This is a genomic window from Paradesertivirga mongoliensis, assembly GCF_024436395.1.
GTDB classification, from domain to species: Bacteria; Bacteroidota; Bacteroidia; order Sphingobacteriales; family Sphingobacteriaceae; genus Paradesertivirga; species Paradesertivirga mongoliensis.
In genome coordinates, this window is the sequence record NZ_JAFMZO010000003.1 from 904,764 (window position 1) to 928,812 (window position 24,049).

The 24,049-nt window shown below is 44.2% G+C and carries 12 protein-coding genes; 1 reads left to right on the forward strand and 11 read right to left on the reverse strand.

The features are described 5' to 3' along the window. Positions 1–10: 10 nt before the first annotated feature. From J3P43_RS15035 to J3P43_RS15085, 11 genes are all read right to left on the reverse strand, one after another. Entirely contained in the window at positions 11–3,241 is a 3,231-nt protein-coding gene (locus J3P43_RS15035) for a SusC/RagA family TonB-linked outer membrane protein (RefSeq protein WP_255903858.1), read from the reverse strand. Positions 3,242–3,575: 334 nt separating this feature from the next. After that, positions 3,576–5,942 carry a glycoside hydrolase family 3 N-terminal domain-containing protein gene (locus J3P43_RS15040; RefSeq protein WP_255903860.1) on the reverse strand — a complete coding sequence of 789 codons (2,367 nt, stop codon included), beginning with the start codon at positions 5,940–5,942 and terminating at the stop codon, positions 3,576–3,578. Positions 5,943–5,962: 20 nt separating this feature from the next. Next, positions 5,963–6,292: an L-rhamnose mutarotase gene (locus J3P43_RS15045; RefSeq protein ID WP_255903862.1), complete on the reverse strand. Its 330-nt coding sequence runs from the start codon at positions 6,290–6,292 to the stop codon at positions 5,963–5,965. Continuing rightward, on the reverse strand, positions 6,292–7,632 hold the full coding sequence (locus J3P43_RS15050; RefSeq protein WP_255903864.1) for a polysaccharide lyase 6 family protein: 1,341 nt from the start codon (positions 7,630–7,632) through the stop codon (positions 6,292–6,294). The genes J3P43_RS15045 and J3P43_RS15050 overlap by 1 nt, the downstream gene beginning before the upstream one ends. A gap of 6 nt (positions 7,633–7,638) precedes the next feature. Further along, positions 7,639–8,847, reverse strand: a complete 1,209-nt coding sequence (locus J3P43_RS15055; protein WP_255903867.1) for a glycoside hydrolase family 88 protein — start codon at positions 8,845–8,847, stop codon at positions 7,639–7,641. 8 nt (positions 8,848–8,855) lie between these two features. Then, positions 8,856–10,733, reverse strand: coding sequence for an alpha-L-fucosidase (locus tag J3P43_RS15060; protein WP_255903869.1), 1,878 nt, complete (start codon positions 10,731–10,733; stop codon positions 8,856–8,858). A gap of 11 nt (positions 10,734–10,744) precedes the next feature. After that, positions 10,745–11,923: an alginate lyase family protein gene (locus J3P43_RS15065; protein ID WP_255903871.1), complete on the reverse strand. Its 1,179-nt coding sequence runs from the start codon at positions 11,921–11,923 to the stop codon at positions 10,745–10,747. After that, complete coding sequence (locus J3P43_RS15070; protein ID WP_255903873.1) at positions 11,923–14,073, reverse strand: glycoside hydrolase family 31 protein; 2,151 nt, start codon at positions 14,071–14,073, stop codon at positions 11,923–11,925. Before J3P43_RS15070 ends, J3P43_RS15065 begins: the two co-directional genes overlap by 1 nt. Positions 14,074–14,263: 190 nt before the next feature. Continuing rightward, positions 14,264–16,549 (reverse strand): glycosyl hydrolase family 95 catalytic domain-containing protein, encoded by a 2,286-nt coding sequence (locus J3P43_RS15075; RefSeq protein WP_255903875.1) that lies wholly within the window; start codon positions 16,547–16,549, stop codon positions 14,264–14,266. A gap of 562 nt (positions 16,550–17,111) precedes the next feature. Beyond that, entirely contained in the window at positions 17,112–19,148 is a 2,037-nt protein-coding gene (locus J3P43_RS15080; RefSeq protein WP_255903877.1) for a RagB/SusD family nutrient uptake outer membrane protein, read from the reverse strand. Positions 19,149–19,166: 18 nt separating this feature from the next. After that, positions 19,167–22,532: a SusC/RagA family TonB-linked outer membrane protein gene (locus J3P43_RS15085; protein WP_255903879.1), complete on the reverse strand. Its 3,366-nt coding sequence runs from the start codon at positions 22,530–22,532 to the stop codon at positions 19,167–19,169. A gap of 1,143 nt (positions 22,533–23,675) precedes the next feature. Here J3P43_RS15085 and J3P43_RS15090 point away from each other — a divergent pair. Next, on the forward strand, positions 23,676–23,873 hold the full coding sequence (locus J3P43_RS15090) for a hypothetical protein (protein ID WP_255903881.1): 198 nt from the start codon (positions 23,676–23,678) through the stop codon (positions 23,871–23,873). Positions 23,874–24,049 lie beyond the last annotated feature (176 nt).

Below are 24,049 nucleotides of genomic sequence, written 5' to 3' on the forward strand. Positions count from 1 at the left end.
CTCGTACTTTTTATAGACCCACCTGAACTCCAAAATTTATTACCCGCTGAATTGGATATCCCAGACCCTGTCCGCCCATCTCGATATCCCAAAGATCAAATTGGCTTATGGTGAATAAGTTGGTGGCAGTACCATATAGCCTTAGATTATTAATTTTCACCTTTTTCGTCATTTTAACCGGAAGCTTGTAGCCGAGTTCTATCTGCTTCAGGCGAAGAAAAGCTCCGTTGCGCATAAACCATGTGCTCCTCTCATCGTTGTTACCATTTTGATAAGCCGTTAAACGAGGCCATAATGCGTATAAGTCTCTGTTTTCTTCAGACCAATGATTCTCCGCATAGGCTGCTATAAGCTGAGTATTGTTCACAAACGGCGATGTAGCGTTTACATCTATCCAGAATGAAGACCTTGCAGATCCCTGGAAAAAAGCCGAAAAATCAAGGTTTTTGTAACTCGCTGAAAAACCAGAACCATACACAATTTCAGGCCGCGTAGGGAAACCGATCGGCACCTGATCTTTAGTCGTGATCTGCCCGTCGCCGTCAACATCGCGATACTTAATATCTCCGCCCATAGCGATAAATCCGTTGAAGTTTTGAGTCGGCGAACTTCTTACTTCTTCATCATCCACAAACAGACGCTCGGCAATGTATCCCCATTGCTGTGCAGTCGACTGGCCCGCACGATACTGCCAGTAATTATCGTATATCGGCTCTTCATATTGGGTATACATGTTCTTGGCGTAGGTCATATTTCCACGTACCGAAAGCACCCAATCTTTGCCAAATCTATTGTTATAGCTAAGAGTTAAGTCAACTGCGCGGCTTTTTGCGCCCCCCACATTGGCCTTAGGTGTGCTACCCTGTAAACCCATGGTTTTAGGAATAGATGCTCGATCCATCAAAATATTATAGCGCCGCTCGGTAAAATACTCGGCAATAATTTCGAAATTGTCCTTAATTCCCAGCTCTAGTCCAAAAGTTGAATTAGCTGCGGTCTCCCAGGTAACTTCGGGATTTTCATAGCGATTTAACGATATGCCATTGATATTTGAACCTGCTGTACCGAAATTAGCCCCGTAAGAAGAGTTGTTCATGTTCACCTCCGACAGATAAAAAAACCGTTCTTCAGCGCTTCCAATAGCGTCATTACCAACCAAACCGTAATTACCGCGCAGTCTCAGTTTGCTAACAACGCCCCTGAAAGGTTCAAAGAACTTCTCATTTGATACCGCCCAGGCTGCTCCTGCAGAAGGGAAAAAGCCGAATCTTTTACTAGAATGGAACCTTTCTGAACCATTGTATCCAAAATTAAACTCCACAAAATACCTGCTGTCGTAATTGTAGGTCGCCCGACCCGAAACACCCATATTTCGTCCAGCTAACGATTCCTGTAGACTTCCTGCATTACCGGCCAACTTCGACTGCATGGTGAATACGGTCATCCCCGAAACAGTATGCTTATCCTTGAAAGTGCGCGAGTAGTTAGCGGCTGTCTGCATGTAAAATTCGGACGATACGGTCTCCGTTCCCGGACTAAAATTCAAAAAGTCGGTTCCTGTATCCGGATTAATTGGCGCCAGCGCAAAAGTATTTTCTGCCTTATCGTATGTACTTACTTTATAAAGAAACGGGTTATACTGGCGGGTGACATCAAAATATGCCCGACGATTCGTATTAAACATCCCGTTAAAAGTCAAACCTGGTGTCACAAAGGCAAGGTCCTGCTTCACTTCCAGCTGTGCCAGCATTAGTGAACGTGAATATTCTTTGTAGCCCTTCACCATATCAGCATAAGGATTTAAAAAGCCTCCCAGATCAGAATTTCCGAAAAGAATGTGATTGGCCGACTTAAACTGATCTGTTGGTTCGTAGTATGGACGGAACAAAGTCTGTGGTGCGTGCATCACTTTGTTATAAATCCCTGAACCCCCGTCAATCGGGCCATTATAATCATCGAAAAGTCCGTTCAGACGGACTCCTAAAGTAGTCCCTTTAGCCACATTGATGGAGACGTTAGATCGCAGGCTGAAGGTTTTAAGGTCGATATTGCTGTTAAAATTATTTCTCTTATCAACTTTGAGTATACCGTTATCCTGCGCAAACGAACCAGCAACATAATAAGTTGCAACCTGACCACCTCCGCTAAGACTCATATTGGCCCGCTGATTGATCGTTTGCTTTTTAAATAATTCCTTCTGCCAGTCGACAACAGGAAAGGCTATCGGGTTAACCCCCGATTCGGTATTATCAATTTTGCTCTGCGAATAAATAATACCCTGTCCGGAAGGATCCCTGGTTAATACCGCCTGAGTATGTAACTTCATATAAGTAACCGGATCTGCGAGCTCTATATTTCGCGTAGGCGAGGAGATAGAGTTTTCCATACGAACGCTAATTTTCGGTTTTCCCTCTTTACCTTGTTTGGTAGTAATCAGGATAACACCATTTGCGCCCCTCGCGCCGTACAATGCATTTGCGGTGGCGTCTTTCATAATAGAGAAACTCTCAATGTCATCTGGCGTCAACCTTGCCAGCTCCGTTGTGGTATACTCCATGTTATCAATCAATATCAGTGGCTCCTTCTTATAACCGAAAGTGGTGGCACCCCGAATAAAGAACTCAGCGTTATCCTGCCCGGGCTCACCGCTTCGCTGATAAGCAATCACTCCTGCCACACGACCGGCAAGAGCTGTAGTCAGATTACTCGAGGGCACCTTTAGTTCGCTGGGCTTAATAGTGGTAATTGAGCCTATTACTGATTCTTTCTTTTGAGTGCCAAATGCAACAACCACTGCTTCATCCAACATTTGAGAGCTGGTTTTAATCACTACATCAATAACCCTCTTTCCTTTAACTGGCATCTCAACGGTAGTATACCCGATCATCTTGAATACTAAAACAGCTTCCTCATCAGGCACCTCTAAGATGTACTTACCATTCAGGTCGGTACTCGTACCGATACTTGGATTACTTTTTAAAAAAACCGTAACCCCGGGCATAGGTCCAAGTGTATCAGACACTGTACCCGTAACCTCTTTTACGAGGCCCTGCACGGCGGGCTTTTTCTTAGGTTTTTCACGGGCTAGACGATTTGAAATACTTGAGTGAATCCCGCCTGAGGATTCTGAGAACGATGCAATTTTCCCTGTGTTTTTATCAAGAGAAAAAGCACTCCCCCAACAAAACGCAAAGACAATAAAAAGCAACCCCCACTTACGGTGAAGTAATGAAATGACCATAAAACTTTGTTATATATTAAAAACTAGACTATTAGAATTCGAAAACTCGCAATAAAACCAGCACTACCTGGGATGTGAAGAAATATTGTCAGAAAATCTGCAAATGCGGCTGAATGGTGTTCGTAAAAATATCATCATACGGTTCACAATTTGTAACAGTCTCTTCAGGATAGGAGTGAGTACTGTTGGGTTAGTATTGGTTAATTTCTTTGAATAAAATTAGCGTAATGAAGCTCCCCTTATTCCACATTATTGGCCTATTATTCATCTCGATTAGCATCCCCTGGACTATATTTTGTCAACAGAAGATAATTCGCGCGAATGCAGCACTTCCTCAGAGATTGATCCTGGCTTGCAGTCTGATGTCTTCAGACGACGATCCAAGTAGTATTTTAAAGCTGCCCGGCTCTACCACCCGCTCCATATTACGGTTCAGCAAAGAAAAATCCCTTTTAGAAAGCAAAAACTGCAAGGTTTTCTCTTCTCCGGCTTTTAGCGCAATACGCTCGAAGCCCTTTAACTGTCTGACATAAGTGGTAACCGAACTGAGCTCGTCATTAATATAAAGTTGCACAACTTCATCCCCCTCGCGTTGCCCGGTATTTTTGACCTTGCAGCTTACCAGCACGTGGCCCTTAGTAGCGTAGTCATCCGTGTTTACCTTCATATCTGAATAAGAGAATGTGGTGTAACTGAGTCCAAAGCCGAATGGGTATAAAAATCCTTTGACGTCAGCATCCCCGTTTCCGCCGGCTCCCGGCTTAAGTGGGAAAGAAAGTGGAATCTGACCAGCAGATTTAGGAAATGGTACAGGAAGCTTTCCTCCGGGATTATATGTCCCGAAAAGAACATCGGCAATGGCGGTACCCATTTTTTCGCCTAAGTACCAGGTCTCGAGAATGGAGGGAATGTTTTTACTGGCGAAGTTTATCGTAGCGGGTCTTCCACCTACTAATAATAACACTGTTGGTTTCTTAAGGGCTGCAACTTTGCGAACAAGCAATTCCTGCCTTCCCGGAAGGTCAAGGCTAAGACGTGATTTCGATTCTCCGACAGTCTTATCATTATCGCCTACTGCCAGAATAATAACATCTGCCTTCGCGGCAAGGATTATGGCCTCATTCAATAAAGCATCTTCTTCGGGGCTCAGGTCAAAATCCTCTACGTCGCTTGCAGGGAAATTCTTGTCGGTATGTTCTGCCCCTTTTGCATAACTTAATGTTACCGACGCCGGCAGTGCTGCTCTGATACCTTCAAACACCGTAACTACCTTTGAATGTGTAGGGCCATACCGTGAACTTAAACTTTTCTCTTCTTTTACGTTGGGGCCGATAAGTGCGATGCTTTTTATTGAACTTCGGTTTAGCGGTAACGTATTATTCTCATTTTTCAGCAAAACAATGCCTTCTCTTGCCGCTTGCAAAGCCAGCTCCTGCGCTTCTCTGTTATGTACCATTTTATCGGCCAGAGCCGGCTTTGAAATATAAGGCGTATCGAAAAGCCCCTGCCAAAACTTTACACGGAGTACTTCACGTACCCGCTCATCTACCACCTCCATAGAAATCGAGCCATTTTTGACACCGCGTCTGATACCGAGCAAGTAGGGCTTGGGACTTTGGAAAGTCGTGCGAACGTTCATCCCTGCCTCTAAAGCCATTTTTCCCGCATCTGCAGTGTCTTTAGCTACACGGTGTTTGTTAAACAAATACTCAAAGGCCCAGCTGTCGCTGACAACATAGCCGTTAAACCCAAATTGCATGCGAAGGATATCTGTCAGGAAATACTTGCTGCCTATTATCGGAACACCGTCGTAGTCGTTGTAAGAAGCCATGGTACCTTTGGCGCCCGCTTCCTGAAAAGCGACTCTGAATGGTTCGAGGTAAAGATCCCACATCTCGCGGGGCGCTACTTTAGGGTCGGTGCGAACGTCGCCATCGCGACCGCCAACAGGGATGCTGTATACCGCGAAATGCTTGGTGGTAGACACCACATTATTTTTCTGAATAGCAAGAATATTCTGTTTACCCAACTGCCCAACCAGGAAGGGGTCGCAACCATAAGTTTCTTCAATCCTTCCCCACCTTGGATCACTTGATACATCGAGAATTGGCGAGTAAACATTGGTGTAGCCAAGCGCCTTTGCTTCCCTTCCTGTAACCTCTCCTATTTTATAAACCAGTTGCTTGTTGAACGACGAGCCTTGTGCTATCTGAGCAGGAAAGTATGTGGCTTTCATGTGATTAAGTCCGCGGATACCCTCAGTGGTAAAATCGACAGGAATCCCTAAACGGGTTTCTTCAACGAAAAACTTTTGAATTTTGTTAATCGCTTCGGCGTGTGAAGAATAGGGATAGGCATATAGAGTATCCTTGCGCAAGCCTGTTAATTGCTCATCTATATTGGCAATTCCGTCTTTCCAAACACTGTCCCGCCAGCCGTCGGTTGGCAAACGATCTTTCAGAACCGCACCATAGCCATACAAAGTGGCCAGCTGGCAAGTTTTCTCGTCAACAGTCATCTGGGATAACAGATTCTCCACGCGCTTTTCAACAGGCTGGATGGGATCTTCGTAGATGTCTTTCCGTCCATTCTTGTTGAAATCTATCCAACCTTTTTTATAAATAGGTTTATCTTCCTGGCGGAAAGAGAAAAGTATCGTGACAGCGCAAAGGGTAGAAACTGCTATTGTAACCTTTTTCATTAATGTACGACTAAGTTGGTTTAAAGTTTAAAGACAGGATTCATCAAAACCCATTTTTCGCCGAGTTTCGAACCGGGCAAAGATTGTTGGAAATTCCACATAAGCGCTTCCCATGCCCGCACTTTAATGTTCGACGCATCGCTGGCGGCCTTATCAGCGAAGCTAAATGAATCAGATACGTCCATGATCATAAACAAACGGTTTTGACACCGGTAAATTTCCATATTCTCTATTCCGGACTCCTTTATACTGGCCAAAACTTCGGGCCATACGTTTTTATGAAGCCGTTCATATTCTGCAATTAAAGTTTCGTCATCTTTCAAATCCAGCGCAAAGCAATATCTTCTCATTAGTTTCTATTAGTATTTACAGGGACCTGGTAATCAACGCTGGCCTTCATCCATTGAGGACCAACTTTTTCTCTTGTCCAGAAAGGGATTATCTTTTTCCTTCCAGCTATTTTATAGGTATTGAAATTCGTTCTTTCCATCCGGATATCTTTCAATTTAAACCCTTCGGGAAGTTTTGCTGAACCGGTCGGTCCAGACACGCAATTATCGCGAAAAGCGACAATTACCTTGTCGTCGTACCATTTCAGAGGCTCCTCTTTTCCGATGATAATATTCTTTGCGAAGGTGGTGTTGAGTGCAGGCAGGTATCGCCCGGCCTTATACCCTGCGGCGATGGCAAAAGGCTCTTTACAATTGATGATTGTGTTATTGGTTATTACCGCATTCTTCACCTGCCAATGGCTTGTCAGCTGCGGATTTGGTAAACCCGCCATTACCGAGATGGCTGCGCTTACGCTTGTTCCGGTAAGCTCCTGGAAATAGTTGTTATCAACCTTATGGTTTTCACCAATAATTCTCACCCCACCCGTGCCAGGTTTATTATTCCCCAGGAAGTAGTTGCCAGAAACCTCTGAATCGTTTCCGTGCCGTAATGTTAAGGTGGCCCTGCACTCGTAAAACAGATTATTGCGGATGATATTTTTACCGGATTTGACCGAAACAGCTTCAAGCTCGCCATCGCAACGGTCGAAAATATTATTTTCTACTACTGTTCCTGAATCGTGAAACGACCAGGTGCTCGTTCCGATGCGAATAGTTTCTCCGCCATTCCGTCCTAGCTCTGGCCGCGGGCCAAAATAATTATGATCAATTTGATGATAATTAGGATTTTCGGACAGCCAAACCACCAATGTTACTCCCTGATGTTTTTTACCTTTAAAATAGCAATGATCCACCCTGTTGCGACTGCCATTTATCGACACCCATTTGTAGTCGATCTTATCGTCGGGGTGATTGAAATCTATAATAGCGGTATTGGTTACCCTGCAATTATTCGAATTGCTTTTGAAAAGAATTACGTCGCCTTTTTCCAGATATCCATCTGTAAATAGTAGGCCGTCCACTTTTAGCCAGATTCCGTCTATTTCAATACTTGACCTGCCCGAAAGCTTTACCTGACCTTGTTTCTCAGCTATCAGCTCAATAGGATCCTTTTCGGTACCAACTCCCTTAAAAACCAATTTCTGATCTTTCCAGTCGCCTGCCTTCAAAATTACTTTATCACCAGCCTTTAAATCAAGGGCAGCCAATTCTCTTGCCGATTTAATCTCATATTCCTTGGCCTGAAGCAATTCATTTGTGCTGTATAAAAACAGAAGGGTGACAAAAAAAACTCTCATACCTCTTTAAAGTTGAACTACCGGCTTACCTTCTTCCAGATTCTTCTTCCTCAATAAGGCTTCCAGATAATAGTAATCTGCATAGCTTAAAGGAACGTCCACTTCACTTTTTGACGGGGCGGCTCCGGTACTGTGCAGAAGAATAAACCCTTTGGCTTGTCCCGGAGCTGCAGTATATTTTGTAGTCAAGCTCTTCATTATTTTGTCGGCAGCCTTGCGCAAGCGCTTACCTTGTTTACTATAAAGACTCAATTCATACAATCCGGAAGCGATAACAGCGGCAGCCGATGCATCTCTGGCTTCGTTAGGAATATTTGGCGCGTCAAAGTCGCTATAAGGCACCATGTCTTTTGGTAAGCGCTTATGTTTTAAGATAAAATTGGCAATGTTTTCAGACTGCTTAAGATATTGAGGATCTTTCGTTTCTCTAAAACACATAGCATATCCGTAAAGCGCCCATGCCTGCCCTCTCGACCAGGAGGATTCGTGAGAATATCCCTGGTGGGTATTTTTTTTCAGTACGGCACCTGTTTCAGGGTCATAATCCAACACGTGATAAGAACTATAATCCGGACGGAAATGATTTTTCATGGTAGTGTTGGCATGAGATACTGCGATTTTATAGAACGATGAGTCTCCGGTAAGCTTTGTTGCAGCAAAAAGCAATTCGAGATTCATCATATTATCAATGATCACAGGATTTATCCATTTGTCGCTACTGTGATCCCATGAACGCATGACACCTGTTCTGGGATTAAACCTACCAGACAAGGTTTTGGCTGATTCTATAATAACGTCTTTGTAATGCCTGTCTGCGGTTAGACGATAGCCATTACCAACACTGCAATATATCTTGAAACCCATATCGTGGGTACCACCGTTTGTTTTTTCTCTCTCGATCTCTGCGGTAAACTTCTTTGCTTGTTTCTCCCACTCCTTACTTCCTGTATATTCTGAAAGATACCATAACACTCCGGGAAAAAAACCGCTGGTCCAATCGCGGGAAGCGACCAATTTTAATTCGCCTTCATCAAGAGTCCGGGGCGACACCAGTTCTGGTTTTGCCGGATCCTTAGCCTTTTCAACTTCAAGCAGCATTACCGATGTTTGTTTTGCAGCATGGTCGAGCGCTTTATCAATATCAATTTTCTGAGCGTAAGAAAAGCTGTGAAACACCAAAGACACAATCGCTGTACTGATACACTTATATTTCATATTCAATTTTAAATCACTCGTATTAGCTGGACTTCCAGAATTTTCATCAATTCAGTCCCCTTTATCTTTAATGGTTTGATGGTTAGCCGATGCCGGGCTTTATTCAAATTTACCATACCCAAATCCTGAGTTACAACAGCAACAGCTTTTCCCGAAAGCGTTTGTGCAGTTGTCTTGAAATCGCCGAGACTTACACTATACGAACTGCCCGCTTCCGAACCCGGAAGATATTTTATCACTATTCTATATATGGCAGGCTGCAGAAGCAGAACATCCCAGGAAATATGCTGATCGCTACTTTTCCAGCCGTCTACGAAATAACGATCGGTTTTTCCGTCGCCGAAGCCAAAGCCTGTGCCGTGTACTTGCGCGTCGAAGGCCAGTAAACGATTGGTATACCCGCTGGTAGCCAAACGCCGGATCGGCTCAGCTTTAATTTCTGAGCTTGTTTCTACTACTATTACCGCATTTGATTGATCTGGAGAACTGAAAGGAACCTTTATTTGATGGTCGGCATTGCCTACTCTCTTGGCAGTAAGATTTTTTTTCGAAACATCTGCCAGAAGATATGCCTTTGTGATATCGGTTTTCATTCCTCCAAGAACCAAATTTCCATCCTTTGGCCAGTTAAACACATGCAAATACAGTTTCCTACCCTTTTGAGTGGTAACTCCCCATGCCTGAAGCGGGAGCGCAGACCTCCCTGTTGTGTATATACTTTCGGCATACTTAGCCACCCAATTGCCTACACTATCCAGGATTTGTTTGTCTTTCGAATCAAAACTTCCATCGCCCTTGGGACCAATATTAGTTAACAGGTTTCCTCCGCGTGACGACGCTTTTGCCAGCAACTGAATAAAGAACTTTGCAGGCTTATGACTGTTATCGTGCTTCGAATAGCCGTAAGACTCGTTTGTTGTGGGAATAGCTTCCCAATCGCCCTCTACCGGCCGAAATTCGGCAGGTCTGTCACCTGTATTGATATAATCGCCAAAGTTGCCAGACGAGCTCCTCGCCAGCCGGCCGTTTACCACGATATTCGGGTCGGTTTCCCGGATGGCTTTAAGAATCCGGATATTTTCTGACAGAGGAAGTTTATGCGGCGTATCGAACCACAGAATATCAGGGTGATAATTATTAATCAGTTCCTTAATTTGAGGAATCGCTTTGTGATCTACATATTTAACTGCTTTTGGCAGCCATTCGGGATGCGTATCAAACCAGTTAGCTCCCCCTAGAAGTTTATCGCCACCAGGGTTTTGATACTCCCAGTCGTTACCCGGCGCATCAGGATGCTCCCAATCAAAAGCATGGGAATAATAAAAGCCGAATTTAACGCCATGTTTCTTCGCAGCAGCGGCAAGTTCGGCCAGTGGATCACGCTTAAATGGCGTTTGGTCTTTGATATCAAACTCCGAAACTTTGGAATCCCAAAGGGCAAATCCATCATGATGTTTGGCCGTTATGATGAAATAGTTCATGCCCGCTTTTTTGGCACTCAGAATCCATTCATCTGCATTAAACTTTACCGGATTAAACCGATGGGCAAGTTCCAGGTATTCAGCCCGGGTAATCTTCTCCTTCCGCATCAGGTGTTCCGCATAACCACTAACAGTCTTTCCTTTCCACTCCCCAGCTGCATCAGAATACACGCCCCAATGCACAAACATGCCGAACTTAGCGTCGCGCCACCAGGCGATACGCTGATCATGCGTTTTCATCGACTCTGCCCACCAACCGTTCCTGGCTTCATCTATCGCTTGCTGATCCCTTTTTCTCGCATGGTTAAACATGTCTTTATCTTCATCACCCACTACCTGAGCTACAGAAGTATAACTTAGAATTGACAAACCCGCAATAAAGCTCCTTAATACCTTTCTCATCATGCACCCTCTATTTAATTGAACCATATAAGGGGATTTCTCACCGGCAGGTTTCTGATCACTTCCTCTACTTGCGGGTTGTGCTCCAATGTCTCCCAGGTTTCAAACCAATCTTCATTTTTATACCGGGCAGCGCCAAAAACCAGAAATGGATGCGCTACTGGCCAGTTCTCCCAGTACATCACATCTTTAGCAAAAGGCCATTTCGACTTATCGGCAACAAAAGGATAAAGAAAGTCCAGGCCTTTTTTTATCGAACGGCCATCTGCTAATTGAAACGACCATAAATCGTTTTGCTTATCCGAGAGGATCAGGCAGACCATGGTCATGGCATCCAGGTTAAACAGAGAATAACCATATGGCTTGGTTCTTCTGATTTCGCGGGGGAAACTTCCATCAACGGCCATCTGATTGGGCAGGAGCACGGTTTTATAGCGATCGCGACAAAGGTTTAATAATTCCTGATTCTGAGTAAGCTTCGCAAACGAGGCCACCTGCATCACCCAGCAAGTGCCATGGTTGTTTTCAGCATTCATTTCGTCTTTACCATACTGGTGAGTTGTAAGCCAGGTGAGATAGTCGCTGAACCATTTTTTTATGCCGCGCAAGGAAACCTTGTCCATAGCTTTCGACTTCTCCATCACCATAAGCCCTTGCGCCACTTCTATCAGATGGATGGTATCAATAATGCCAATTCCCCGCCCGGTAAACCTACCCTGGATAGCCTGAGCGTACAAAAGGTGCGGACTCATAAGCGTTTCTGCATCTACAAACCACGCTTTTAAATGTACAAGTGCATGCTTCACATATTTTTCGTCGCCAGTAATTTTGTATGCAGATGCTAAAGCGCCAATAATTTTACTAAACCGTATCATGGCAAGACGATGAGCCACAAAGTTTTCCGGATTCGTCATACCATCTCTCTGGATGTAGGGGCCCGGGGGATTCTTGGGATCGGGCCACCAATAATCTCCTTCAGAGAAAAAATCGTGTTTTGTACCAGCACTGCGCAAAGAGCTTTGAGCGGTTACTGTCAACGGCATTTGCGTCAGAGCCCAGGTTGCTTCCTCCAGAATGTGACTACGCAGAACTCGCTCTGTTTGCTTCTTATATTTTTTCGTAAGCAGCTTTTCGCCACCCGCAACCGGCAAAAGAAAAGCGACGAAAAGAAGTATGCAGATGAGCCGCTTCATTATTTAGTCATAAAAGTGAAACTAACCTTGCCTATCGTGTTCGGCTTACCTTTTGCTGCCGCAGAAACCGAGCCTTTCATCTGGCCATTTTTCTGCTGCACTACCCTGATATCCCGCCAGGTAAATTCTCCCTTCTCGAAATTGAAGGTTTCGCCGTCGTCATCGTACAGCTTATAGGCTCCACTTTTTTCACCGTAATGACGTATCTCTATATCTACCTTCTCCCCTTTTTTAGGAGCATGAAGCATCGCCGGCATCATCGGTATAATTCCACCATTTTTTACGTACACCGGAATTTTATCCAGTCCCGGAGTTACGGTAATTACCTGTCCTTCTCCCGCGAATTCGCCAGTGTAGAAGTCATACCATTTACCTTTAGGAAGCACTACCTTACGTGATGTTTGCCCTGTAAACATTGGCGCAACTAACAAGTATTCGCCCGCCATATACTGATCTTTGATTTCTTTAGAAGCCGCCTCGGCATAAGGGTTTTCCTCAAGGTTAACATTGGTAAGCACTTCTGTTTTCACTTCCTGATTAAATCCTTCTTCGAGATTCATCGCCCGGAAGGGTGGAATTCCCTCAAAATGATACTTGGCAAATTCTGTATACCAGTAGGGCATCATCCTCATCCGCAACAATGCAAACTCTTTAACCTGCTTTTCAACTTCCGGATAGGTCCATGGTTTGGTACCGCTCGACCAGGCGTTGATCATCGCCATTGGAGAAAAAACATTCGACTGGAACCTTCGCAGCCACTCTTCGCCTGTTTTGGATGCACGCACTTCAGGCGTCCATAACACGCCGGCAAAGCCGCTGTTGATCAGGGCAGTAATAAAATCTTCGTGGTTATAGTAATCGTTGTAAATCACATATGGGAATGATGTCCCTCCACCGTTCGATGCCCTCACCAATCCAAAAGTGCGCTGATTTCGCTTTTTAAACATTTCTGCGCTATAGCGCATAGCCAAAAGGCCATACGTCTGCCGCATCTGCTCTGCACTGATCCCGGAAGGGAAAGTGGCAACATCGGGCCACAGATAATGATCGTACCCATCTACCTCGTCAATTTTATAGCCGCTTACGCCAATGTCTACCTGATCCTTCTGCAACTGGCCAAAGAATAAGTTCCTGGCCTCTGGCATTGTAAAATCGGGAACAGCGCCAAGCCACACTGTATGTGAACTGGTTAAAGGGCGAATCGCTTTGTAAAAAGGAGCATCGGGAGATACATAGGGATTTATCCACAAGTTTAGCCGGACACCACGATTTAGCATGTTTTTCACAAAAGCAGCTGGCTCCGGAAAACGGCCTTTATCCCAGGAAAATGTTCCGGGATAAGCTTTGCTCTGCCAGCCGGGCTCTAATCCAACGAAATCAAGCGGGTAACCTTTTTCGGCAAAGGCCTTCACCTCGTCCTCTACCTCTTGTGCTGTGAACTTGGTTTTTACACGCTGCGTGAACCCAAGCCCCCAGCGTGGCGGAAGATATCCGCCGCCATTCAGTAAGTTATATCGCTTCACGGCGTCGAGCGGTTTGGGGCCCCCGAAGACATATACTTCAACCCCATCGGCCGGAACGAGCATTTCTACCGCATCAGAATATGGTCGCGACGCCCATGTTTTGTCTGTATTGCGATCTTTCGGCTCGGGGAAATTCGGACTATCCTTCCGCACTCCCGAACCTGCCCAAACTTTAATATATCGGGCGGAATTTATGAATACCCCGTATCCGTTAGACGACACATAAAACGGTGTTGGGGCATGTGTGCGCCCATTATCTTTACCTCCGTAATGATCTACGTGAAGTTCGAGGATTTTACCCCGCTGATGGACTGTCTGAAAATTCAGTCCAAAACCGAACAACTGTTCGCCTTTCTGTAAAGGAAAACGCAGAAAGGTTTTTCCGTTGATCACCTTAAACTCAATATCTTTTTCACTTAAGGGAAAAGCTGCCCCTCCCAGTTTAGCAAGCGCTTCGTTATTCGGGACCGCTCCGGCAGCGTTCAATAGATTATAACTGTCTGGCTTTCCTACTACAGCCTTCCAGATTCCGGGTTGCACCTCAGACCATACTACTCCCTGGGCTTTTACAAAAACGTTAAGGCTTAAGAAAAAAAAGCTGAGAAACAGTATTCTTAATTGTCTCATAAAACTCTGTATAATAATAAAAGGGTTAAGTTTAATCAAAGCGCACATCACACCTTAAGGAGTAACGTCAATAACGTCTTTGATTTCATATTGGTTATAGTTTCGTTTACATACGCAAGTAAACAGAAATCTGGCAGGTTTTATTCTATTACCTTATCTATCCATTCAACTATTTTGGCAGACAATATGCTTACAGAATCTCGATTAGCTCATTTTCCACTGTGTCAAAACTTAGTTGCTCACCTTCAAGCATTTCCGCCTTCCCGCCATTGCGCAGTAATTGTACCCGGCGGCCGGGCCAGGGGTTCTCTACATTACATTTTCGACCTTTCTCGCTCAATATTCTGATATATTCAATTTTACCATTTTTCACATTACTGCTTACTAAAAATGCTCCATAGGCCCGGAGTTGTTTAAAGCTTGCATCCTTCTTCTTATTCCAGTTGGGGAATATTCTGATTATGCCTTCATAGCTCTGCATCAACATCTCATTTATCGTAAGCGGAACAGCGGCCAGAGTTTCGATGCCGCCGCCATCTTGAGTAATGTAAAGATTAGGGTAAGATTTCGCCGCGATCCTTTCTTTCAGATATCGCAGTATCTCCTCAGAGTTATAGCCGACTCGTACGGCTCCGGGGAATGAAGTTTCAATGCCATTGCCGAGAGTATTTCCCCAGGAACCGGGGTTGATAGCCTTATTTTTCCAGTTGGCTATATCGCTAAGTAGAATCTTATTAAGCCCGGGGTCGGTTTTTGTGCCAACCACACCTGCAGGTAAAATAAGTCCATGAATTGAAACCCTCGCCAGTCCTGTGGCCCGGGGATTTTCTGAGGAAGCGTTTCGTTCCACACTTTTAAGTGTCAGTCGCCCATCTGCCTCGCCTATCGGGAATTTACTTAAATGACTGATGATATGCCGCCATTTCTGCTGGCGGTTATCGTCGACTTTAAGAAAGGTGCTGAGGTCCAATATTCCTTTAAACAGCATTTTCACCAAACCCAGCGAAAGTGTCGAATTAAAATCACCCAAACGGTTACGCCATTGCCCGTTATTTTTGAGATTGGGCATCACTTCGTTAAAATGATCCATATAAATCACGTAGCGGCCATTCTCAAATTTCAGGTAATCCTCCCAAAAATTGGCGCATTCTAAAACATAAGGATAAACCCGTTTCGCATACTCCACATCATAGGTGCTATAGAACCTCATCATCATATTGCCCACGCTAAACACGGCGTTGATTTTCTGACCAAGAAATTTATATCCCCCATCAATAGTATTCTCTGGGGTGGCGTAGCGTCGCTGCATTTCTTCGGGTGTAAGTGGCCAGCGCGTGGTAACCAGTCCTCTCGGGCCAATCCCTACAGGATAATAGATTCCACGAATATTAAGAAGAGTTTGTGCGTGCTCCTTACCTTTTTCCATATAATCCAGAAGAGGCTGATCGAAGTTATCTACCTGGTCGATGTAGTTAGATGAATAGGCCGCCCAGTACGGCGCCTGGTAATTATAGTTTAAATGATAATCACCGCCCCAGGATGAAGAATCCTGGGTTATAAAAGGCCCCCAGATACCTGGAGCAAACTTATTTTTAGCGGAACTGCTAAGAAAAAGGTATTGCGAAGCGTAATAATATTTTTCAAGAAAGGAATCTGAAATCCGCACCTCTGATTTACTCCAGAGACTTTTCCAGTGAGCTTCATGCCTGACACGCAAACTCTCGATCGCCGGGATAGTTAAACTCCCGCTTTCTTTTATGGCAGCCTCTTTCCAGTCCTTACGATCGTGGTTAGTATAAGCCGTGATGGCGATGACAACCTTTTTATCTGCCGGAAGAACGAGACCCTGGTTAGCCGATAAGTCTGATCCGATGACTTTCATGGCTAAGGCAATATGTGAAGGCCACTCTAATAAAGGCGTATTTTCGAATGATCTTGCTACCCAGTAAACCCCATTGTCTTCTCCGGAACTGGTGACAGCTGTATTCCCCTCGGCTGGCCAAAGGTTCAGTTTTACCTCGCAAGCTTCATTGGATGTAAACTCTAAGATTATCTGGTTGGATGTGGCTGAAACCCAGGCCTCCACCGAAACCGCAAGCTCCCCTTTTTTAAACTTGCCCGATATAAAAGCCCGGTCGAATACCTGTTCTGCATAGTAATTTGCATTCTTCAGTGCATCAATATCTACGTTTAAAGCCCCCGGAAAAGCAATACCCCCACCTGGATATACCGGGTAAGCTCTCCAGAAATCATTTTTTCCGATGTAGAATCGCAGCCGGTCTGGAGCACCGCCAAGCGTCAGGCCGATATCGCCGTTGCCGGCAAGCGGGGCATCGGTAGTTTTTGTCGACGGGACCACTTTAGGTGCAGTTGTAAAAACGGCTTTATACTTTCCGGCATATATATCCTGTGCGAATACATCAATAGCTGATAAGAGGTAACATACGACACAGAAGGTGCAAACAAATTTTGGCATAGTCCAATTCTAAAGGATGAATTTTTAAACCAGGAAGTGCCAACTTCGGAAAATATAGGAGTTAATTATTCCACTGTATTAGCTATTTATTAATGTTATCTGAAGATGTTGCCCGAATTCGGAATTAGACGAGAAGGGTAACAACTATCAAAGTTACACCATGGGCGCAGATAATGGGCTTGAACCAAAACCCAACTTCTAACTACATAATTTACGATTTTAAAAACGGCAAAAAAAGCCTTCACAAGATCGTGAAGGGCATTCCTTAATGGGTGATTCTCGAACCACTTCATAGGAGATTTAGAAAAACTAGCCCGTTTAGCAGCCATTTTGATACGACGCAGACACCGAATATCCGTTGAATAGGACCTTTGTAATGCGGCTTGCATATCGGTCGCACGGCATTGTGTCCAATTACCAAAACTTAAATTGTATTTGAAGGTCAGTCTTGCACTTGTATCTCCTCCTGAACTCCATACAAGCGCTCTTCTTTACAAAAAGAGGTGCAGTTATGCACCCCTTTTTGGTAAATGACAGATACGTCAAAATTGGTTTAGGATTATTAGGGCTGCGCTAATCCGTAGCCATTTGTTATGTTTCCTTTTGATTGTCTGACTGTTTCGGAAGGGATAGGCCAGTAATATCTTGGCGGATCGCCAGCCGAGCTTATACCGGAAAGCGTGTTCCTTTCATATGCCGCTTTGTAAGTAACAATATTATTCCCCCAATTGGTCTTCACATATCCCTGACTCTTCAGTAATGTGGCTTCCGCACTGGTTTCAGGTATAAACCGGAATAAGCCCTGTATTGCAACATTATGATTAGTTCCCACTACCTTACTGGCTACAGACGGAATTTTAGTGTAATCATATTGACCTCTCCATCCAGGGTACAGCGCCGGGTTAGTTATATCTGCATCATAAGTTAAGGGATTAGGTAAATTAACCATTTTAGTCCAGATATAAGCAGGTATTTCATTGCCGTTAGCAAAGCGGTGATACCCCTGGCTTTGGATATTATTGATCATTGTGGCCATTTCCTCTTGAATAGCAACAGCTCTTTCAGAGAACGTACCAGAACGTATCAGGTCCCAACGACGCGTTCCCTCACCCAAAAGCTCCAGCTTACGCTCCCGCATAACCGCATCTTTTAATGCCTGGCCGGCTAAAGCACCAATATTGTTAGCAGAATTGCCAAATGCTCTCTGGCGGATTTGATTTACCAAAGCAACGGCATCATTGTCACCCAGCTCCGCTTTCACTTCAGCAAGCATCAGGATAACATCGGCCATCCTTAGCATCGGCCAGTTAATGCCAGAATTCCGTTGAGAAGCAACGTAAGGTGGGTTCATACGATTATCGTCCCATTTGTTTGTCGCTATTCCTCCGGTGTTCTTATTACCCGGCACAAAAGAAAGCATCATCTCATTCCCGTCTCCTTTACTTCCTGTAACTGCAACGCTGACATCTCTCCGTTTGTCATCAGCTGAATAATCTCCATAATAAACAGTCGGAATGATACGCAGAGCACCAAAAACCTTCGTAGGGGCGGCGTTACTACCTCCACCATCAGACGGCCTGCCAAAGGCGTAGGGATATTCGCTTGTAGTTAATGTTTGTCCACCCTGTATATTTCCGAGCTCAAAAATAGATTCCGGACTTACCTGTAAGTCGGCAAAATACTGGAAATGTCTTTGAAATGGATTGTTGGCATATGCTCTGCCGTCTGAAGTAATCAACATGGCGGACCCTTTATTATCAATAGCTTTCTGTAAGTAGGTTTTCGCTATCTCGTAATAAGTAAGATAGTCTGAACGGCGCGCGTATACACATTTATTTGCTTCATTACCTTTTCTGGTGAACGTCACATTTCCATAAAGATCCGGCACGTCAGTTCTTATAGTCTGATATCCGCCGGCATTAAGCGCCAACTGACCGATCAATGCATTACAATACGTCCTTGAAAAACGTTCGGCATTAATGCCGCCCTCGCCTATCTTATACATCAAGGGCTCCGCCTTTTTTAGATCCTCTATCAAGTTGTCATAAATCACAAAACGTGAGGTTAGCGAATAGTCGTCTACAAGTGTGTTTTCGTAACCATAGGGCACATCTCCAAAATGCCTTATCAACTCAAAATAACAAAACGCTCTCATCGTCAGGGCCTCTCCGTATAGTTGTGTCCAGGCTGATATCCTTCCCGCAGCCACATCTTCTTTAAAGGCTGCCTTTTCTGAAATTAAGCTGGCAACTTTAGCAGCCCGCCCAATGGTGGCGTAGAGTCCGTTAAATCCGCCGGCCACCGCGTCAATTGGAATCAGATCCGGGCGAAGTATGGCGTTTAAATTATTACTTGAATTATCCTCTGGATAAGTCTCCGCGTCAGAACCTATCGGATCATTCCAGCGATAAATCCCCATAACTCCAGTCTGGCGGTAATTTGCGTAGCCCCAGGAAAGTATTTTAAACGTTTCGGCAGGTGTTGTAGACACGAACTCGTCGTCTACACTAGAGGGGGATCTTGCCTCAAGAAAATCTTTTTTACACTGGGTGAAAGATATACTGACTGCGATCAATAGTATATATTTTAAACTCTTCATGATTTCTTCTTTTAATACTTAAAAATTAACGTTCAGGCCAAAAACAAACGATCTCGCACGAGGATATGAACCGTAATCCAGGCCGACTGTAGGAAATTGTTGACTATTAAAATTGTCGTTAGCACTAACTTCCGGATCTAGTCCACTATATCCGGTGATGGTAAGTAAATTATAAACACTTCCGTATAAATAAAGATTGCCTACTCCCGCTTTTGCCAATAGTGACTTTGGAACCCTGTATCCTAACGTGAGTGTATTTAAGCGTAAAAATGATCCGTCTTCAATTCCCAGGCTTGAGGTAGGCCCGCCTTCACTGTAAGACAAGGGTAGCGTTGCGTTCACATTAGCAGCATTCAACTCCTCAGGCGTACTCAAACGTTTAAGCTGACCATCCACAACATCGTAAATTTTGTAAGCGCCGTTCATAAATGCCAGTTTATTCTCATAAACCCCTGATTCTTTCGGCCCATACAAATTCACTAACTTGGTTACATTATAAACATCATTACCATAGCTCCAATTAAAGTTAAGGCCGAGATCGAAGTTTTTATAACCGAGATCAAAGTTTAGGCCGCCCGTATGAAGCGGATACATTTCGCCAATCACCGACAAATCGTTGTCATCAATTTTACCGCTATTGTCAAAATCTCTGAACTTCGGAAGTCCCGGATAAGCTGTTTGGCCCGCCGGGCGGTTGGCGGTACTAAGTCCGTGCACTGTACCCATAAAATTGCCCAGGTCGGCTACCCCCGGTTTTAACGTATACAAGCCATTATTATAAGTAAAATCGGCAGGCGTATAGAATCCCTCATAAGTTAATCCCCGAACCAGCCCGACAGGTTGGCCCTCAATCAGAATATAATCAGAAACGGGATAAGTACCCGCACTGTTCCAGTTTGTCCCATACAGTCCGGTTATACCAGGCGCCAGTTCATCGATATTGCTTTTATTAAAGTTAATATTTCCGCCGGCACTGATTCTCCAGGTGTCGTTTCTAAGAATAGTGCCGTTGAGAGCAAGCTCAATCCCTTTGTTACTTGTTTGACCGACATTCTTAGTAGAAAAACGGTAGCTGGTGATAGCAGGAATTGGAACTTGGGTGAGCAAATCCTTGGTAGAATTCCAGTATAGATCGATAGTACCCGACAATTTGTTTCCAAACAAACCAAAGTCTGTTCCGACATTTCGTGTAATAGTAGTTTCCCATTTTAAATCAGGGTTTGCCTGAACATCTTTAACCTGATAGGCTCCCTGGCGTACATTGTCAATTGCATACTGATTTCTCTGATCTGTTACAGAGCCCCAGTTCTGAACAAACAGACTAGCATCAATTCTATCATTACCCGCTTCACCGTAAGACACCCGAAGTTTCAAGTTGTCGAGCCAGTCGATATTGCTCATAAAAGCCTCATCCGATACTCTCCATGCGAAGGCAGCAGCAGGAAAGAAGCCCCATTTATTACTCGGACCGAAGTTAGAAGAACCGTCCGCTCTAAACGTCAATGTCAACAAGTAGCGATCCAACAAAGAGTAGTTTGCCCGGCCAAAATACGACAGCATACGGCTGGGAAAGCTAACATTTGAGGAAAATAAAGCAGAACCGACGGCAGCGTCATATTGATTGATCTGAGCAAAAGCCGTCTCTTTATCAAAATTCGCCGGAAACCGGTTGGCTTGAACAGAAAGGTTGGTTCCGCCCGAGTTGGCCATTTCCTGTCCCGCTAAAACATTCAGTTTATGTGACTCATTAATATCGAACTCATAATTCAATGTATTCGTCCACCGGTAGTTCCAGCTATCGGATTTACGATAGTCTGCCGCACCAGCGTGAAGCACTGTACCTGTAGCATCTTCAACATAGTTATTGTAGATAGCCCCCGACCAATATTTACGCTCATTCCATGCAGTATTTAAGCTAAAATCGGTGTGGTAGGTCAGACCTTTGATAACGCCCCAATTTAAAGAGGCTATTGCTACTGCATTTTGATCTTTATTATATGGCTCATAATCTGAAATACGAGCTACCGGACTATAGTTATCCCACATCACCGCTTTTCCGTACTGCTCAATATTGCCTGTTCTAAGAGCACTAAGATCACCGAGAACATGAGACGTTGCGATAGGCCGGAAACGATACGAAGTAGATAACAACGATCCGGCTCCGCTTGTTGTCCCCTCATCGCCCATGGTAGGATTGCGCGTATAGCGCGTATTTAAATCGAAAGTTAAATTCTCGGTTATTTTTTGGCTAAGCTTAAACGCGGCGTTAGCACGTTTATAATAGGAATTTACCTTCATACCCTGATCGTCGGTATAGTTAACCGAGAACAGTATTTTTGTTTTATCTGTTCCGCCGGTTAATGTTAAGGCATGATTCCAGGAGACAGACTCGTTATACACCTGCCTTTGAATGTCATCTGAGGCTAAATTCCGGTAGCTTTCAATTCCACCGGTATTAGCTCCGGCATTGGCTCCCAGGCCATAGTATTTTTCGAAGGGCGTTTGATAAGCTACACCGTTGGCAGCAGAATTTGCCCATACATATTTTAAATAGTCATATGGACTTAGAGCGTCCAAGTACTTTGTTGGTGTGTTGATCTTAGCATAACCGCTGTAAGTCACAGTCGTTTTCCCTGCTTTTGCAGATTTTGTGGTGACAAGAACAACTCCGTTTGCACCTCTCGCTCCGTAAATTGCGGTTGATGATGCGTCTTTCAACACATCGATACTTTCAATCTGATCGCTGGATATATCACCCAGGTTCCCCGGAATCCCATCAATCAGAATTAAAGGCTGATTACTTTGGGATATAGAACCTCCACCACGGACCCTGATCGCAATATCTGCACCTGGCCGACCATCTTGGGCGGTAATTTTCACACCTGGTAATTTACCCTGCATGGCTTGCGCTACGTTAGGCACCGGAGTTTCAGCAATATCCTTTCCGCTTACCGAAGCCACCGAACCGGTAAGATCGCGACGTTGAACAGTACCATAACCGATTACAACCACTTCGCTAAGGGTCGACTGGCTTTCTACCAACGTAACGTCAATGTTCGTCCTGTTATTAATCTTTACTTCGTTGGTGGCGAACCCGATATATGTAAACACCAGCGTACCAGCAGGATCATTAATACTTAGGGTATACTGCCCGTTAATGTCCGTAACTGTTCGATTATTCGTTCCCTTAAGTCCAACAGTAACTCCCGGCAACGCTTCGCCGTCGCTGGCCCGGACTGTACCTTTTACAACAATAACCTGTTGCGCAAAAACCTGCGCAGCCATAAACACTATAAATAGAACACTAAGCAAGGCTGGGTGCCTTACAAATTTAAACTTGTGTCGCTGTTGCTTCGCGCTGAACTGATGAGTCAAATCAATCATAATAAATAAATTAGTTAATAAAACATGAACGATACTACACCACTTGGGTGCTAAAAACTATTTAAAGAAATGGTAAATCGAAAAGGAAAGTGGTTAGGTTTCCTGGTAACGGACTTGGGTAAATATAAACATTCTCATTTGTCTTATTAAAATTCTGACTATTGGTTTTGCCAGAAAGGTTATAAATTGGTTAATAAATGCCGGTCAATAAACGATCATCGCTTCGAGTCATGACATTGTTTGAGCAAGGTTAAGAAAGTCAGGATCTATTGAGGTTTAAAACTTGGTGAAAAAAGTTTAAAAATTGGTCGACTTCTCGGTTAAGAAATTAAAACACACATATCTTAATAATTATGCGGTATAGCATGGAATGCCTTTTAGTCTAATTATGATTTTTCTTAACGTTGTAACTGGTGTCCCGTGGAATCATGGATACGGAAAATAGGATGTCAAAACATCGACAGCTTAGCAAATGTATATTGGCCTAAAAATCTTTTTATTCACAATCGGTGGCTTATCTTCAAGATGTTTCGTCGCAATTTGAATTTTCCGCCTGAATCTTCCATTTATTCATTAAAAATAGAAATCATTGCCCTACCCGGTTACGCCTTGATTAACATTCTTCAGAAACCGCCACCAAACCGGATAATTATGATTGGTTGAAGTGGTTAGGAAATCACCAAAATCCCCTCGTGGAAAGAAAGGATAAGTAACTGCAAATTCAGCTCTTTGCTACATCGTATCCGATCTTAGAAACCCCGCCTGGCTTTTGGGAGCAGTAATGTCTAATGAGCAAATTTTGGTAAATTATTGAGGTAAATAACTTCGACGATACCGCGGTCAATCACTTCCCGCTGAACGATGCTGTAGAGAGCTTCAATGTAAGAGTTTTCTTCCGGTGTGGCAATATGTCTAAATTCGTGATTGGCTTCTGCTGTTCTGAGATACTGCTTACCATACTAGCGATGAACTGAGAGCTGTTATCATTCTTATGGTTACTCCTTTTATTCCGTACTCCTTATTGATTCTTCTGAAAGCGTTCATTACATCAATCTGCCTGTTTCTTTTCTGAAATATCTGATCAACGGCTTTAAGCGAGAATACATCCAGAATGGTTAACAGATAATAATTTCGTTTATCTGCATGAACATACACATACTTAATGTCCAGCCAAAGATATTCCATCGGGTAAGAGGCCTGATCGAAAACCGTGCAGAATTTGGCAGGGCCGGAAAAGCAGGTAAACTGTTGCGTCGCTCCATGCGCCTGCTGATGCAAAACGCATCTGACAAACGCGTTACCGCCCGCATGACACAAGAGATGATGCGCGTGCTAGGCTGACTCCACCAGCATCCGAGGAATGCGCAACGTACTCGATGGCGCTCGAGTTGCTTACCGGTTTCGAGTTTTATATAGCCTTGTAAAAGAAAATGTGCGAATGCTGATTGATTATATATATTTAAGGTATGAAACACTCAATATACTTTCTTCTCTTTCTGATTGCACCTTTTGTCTCT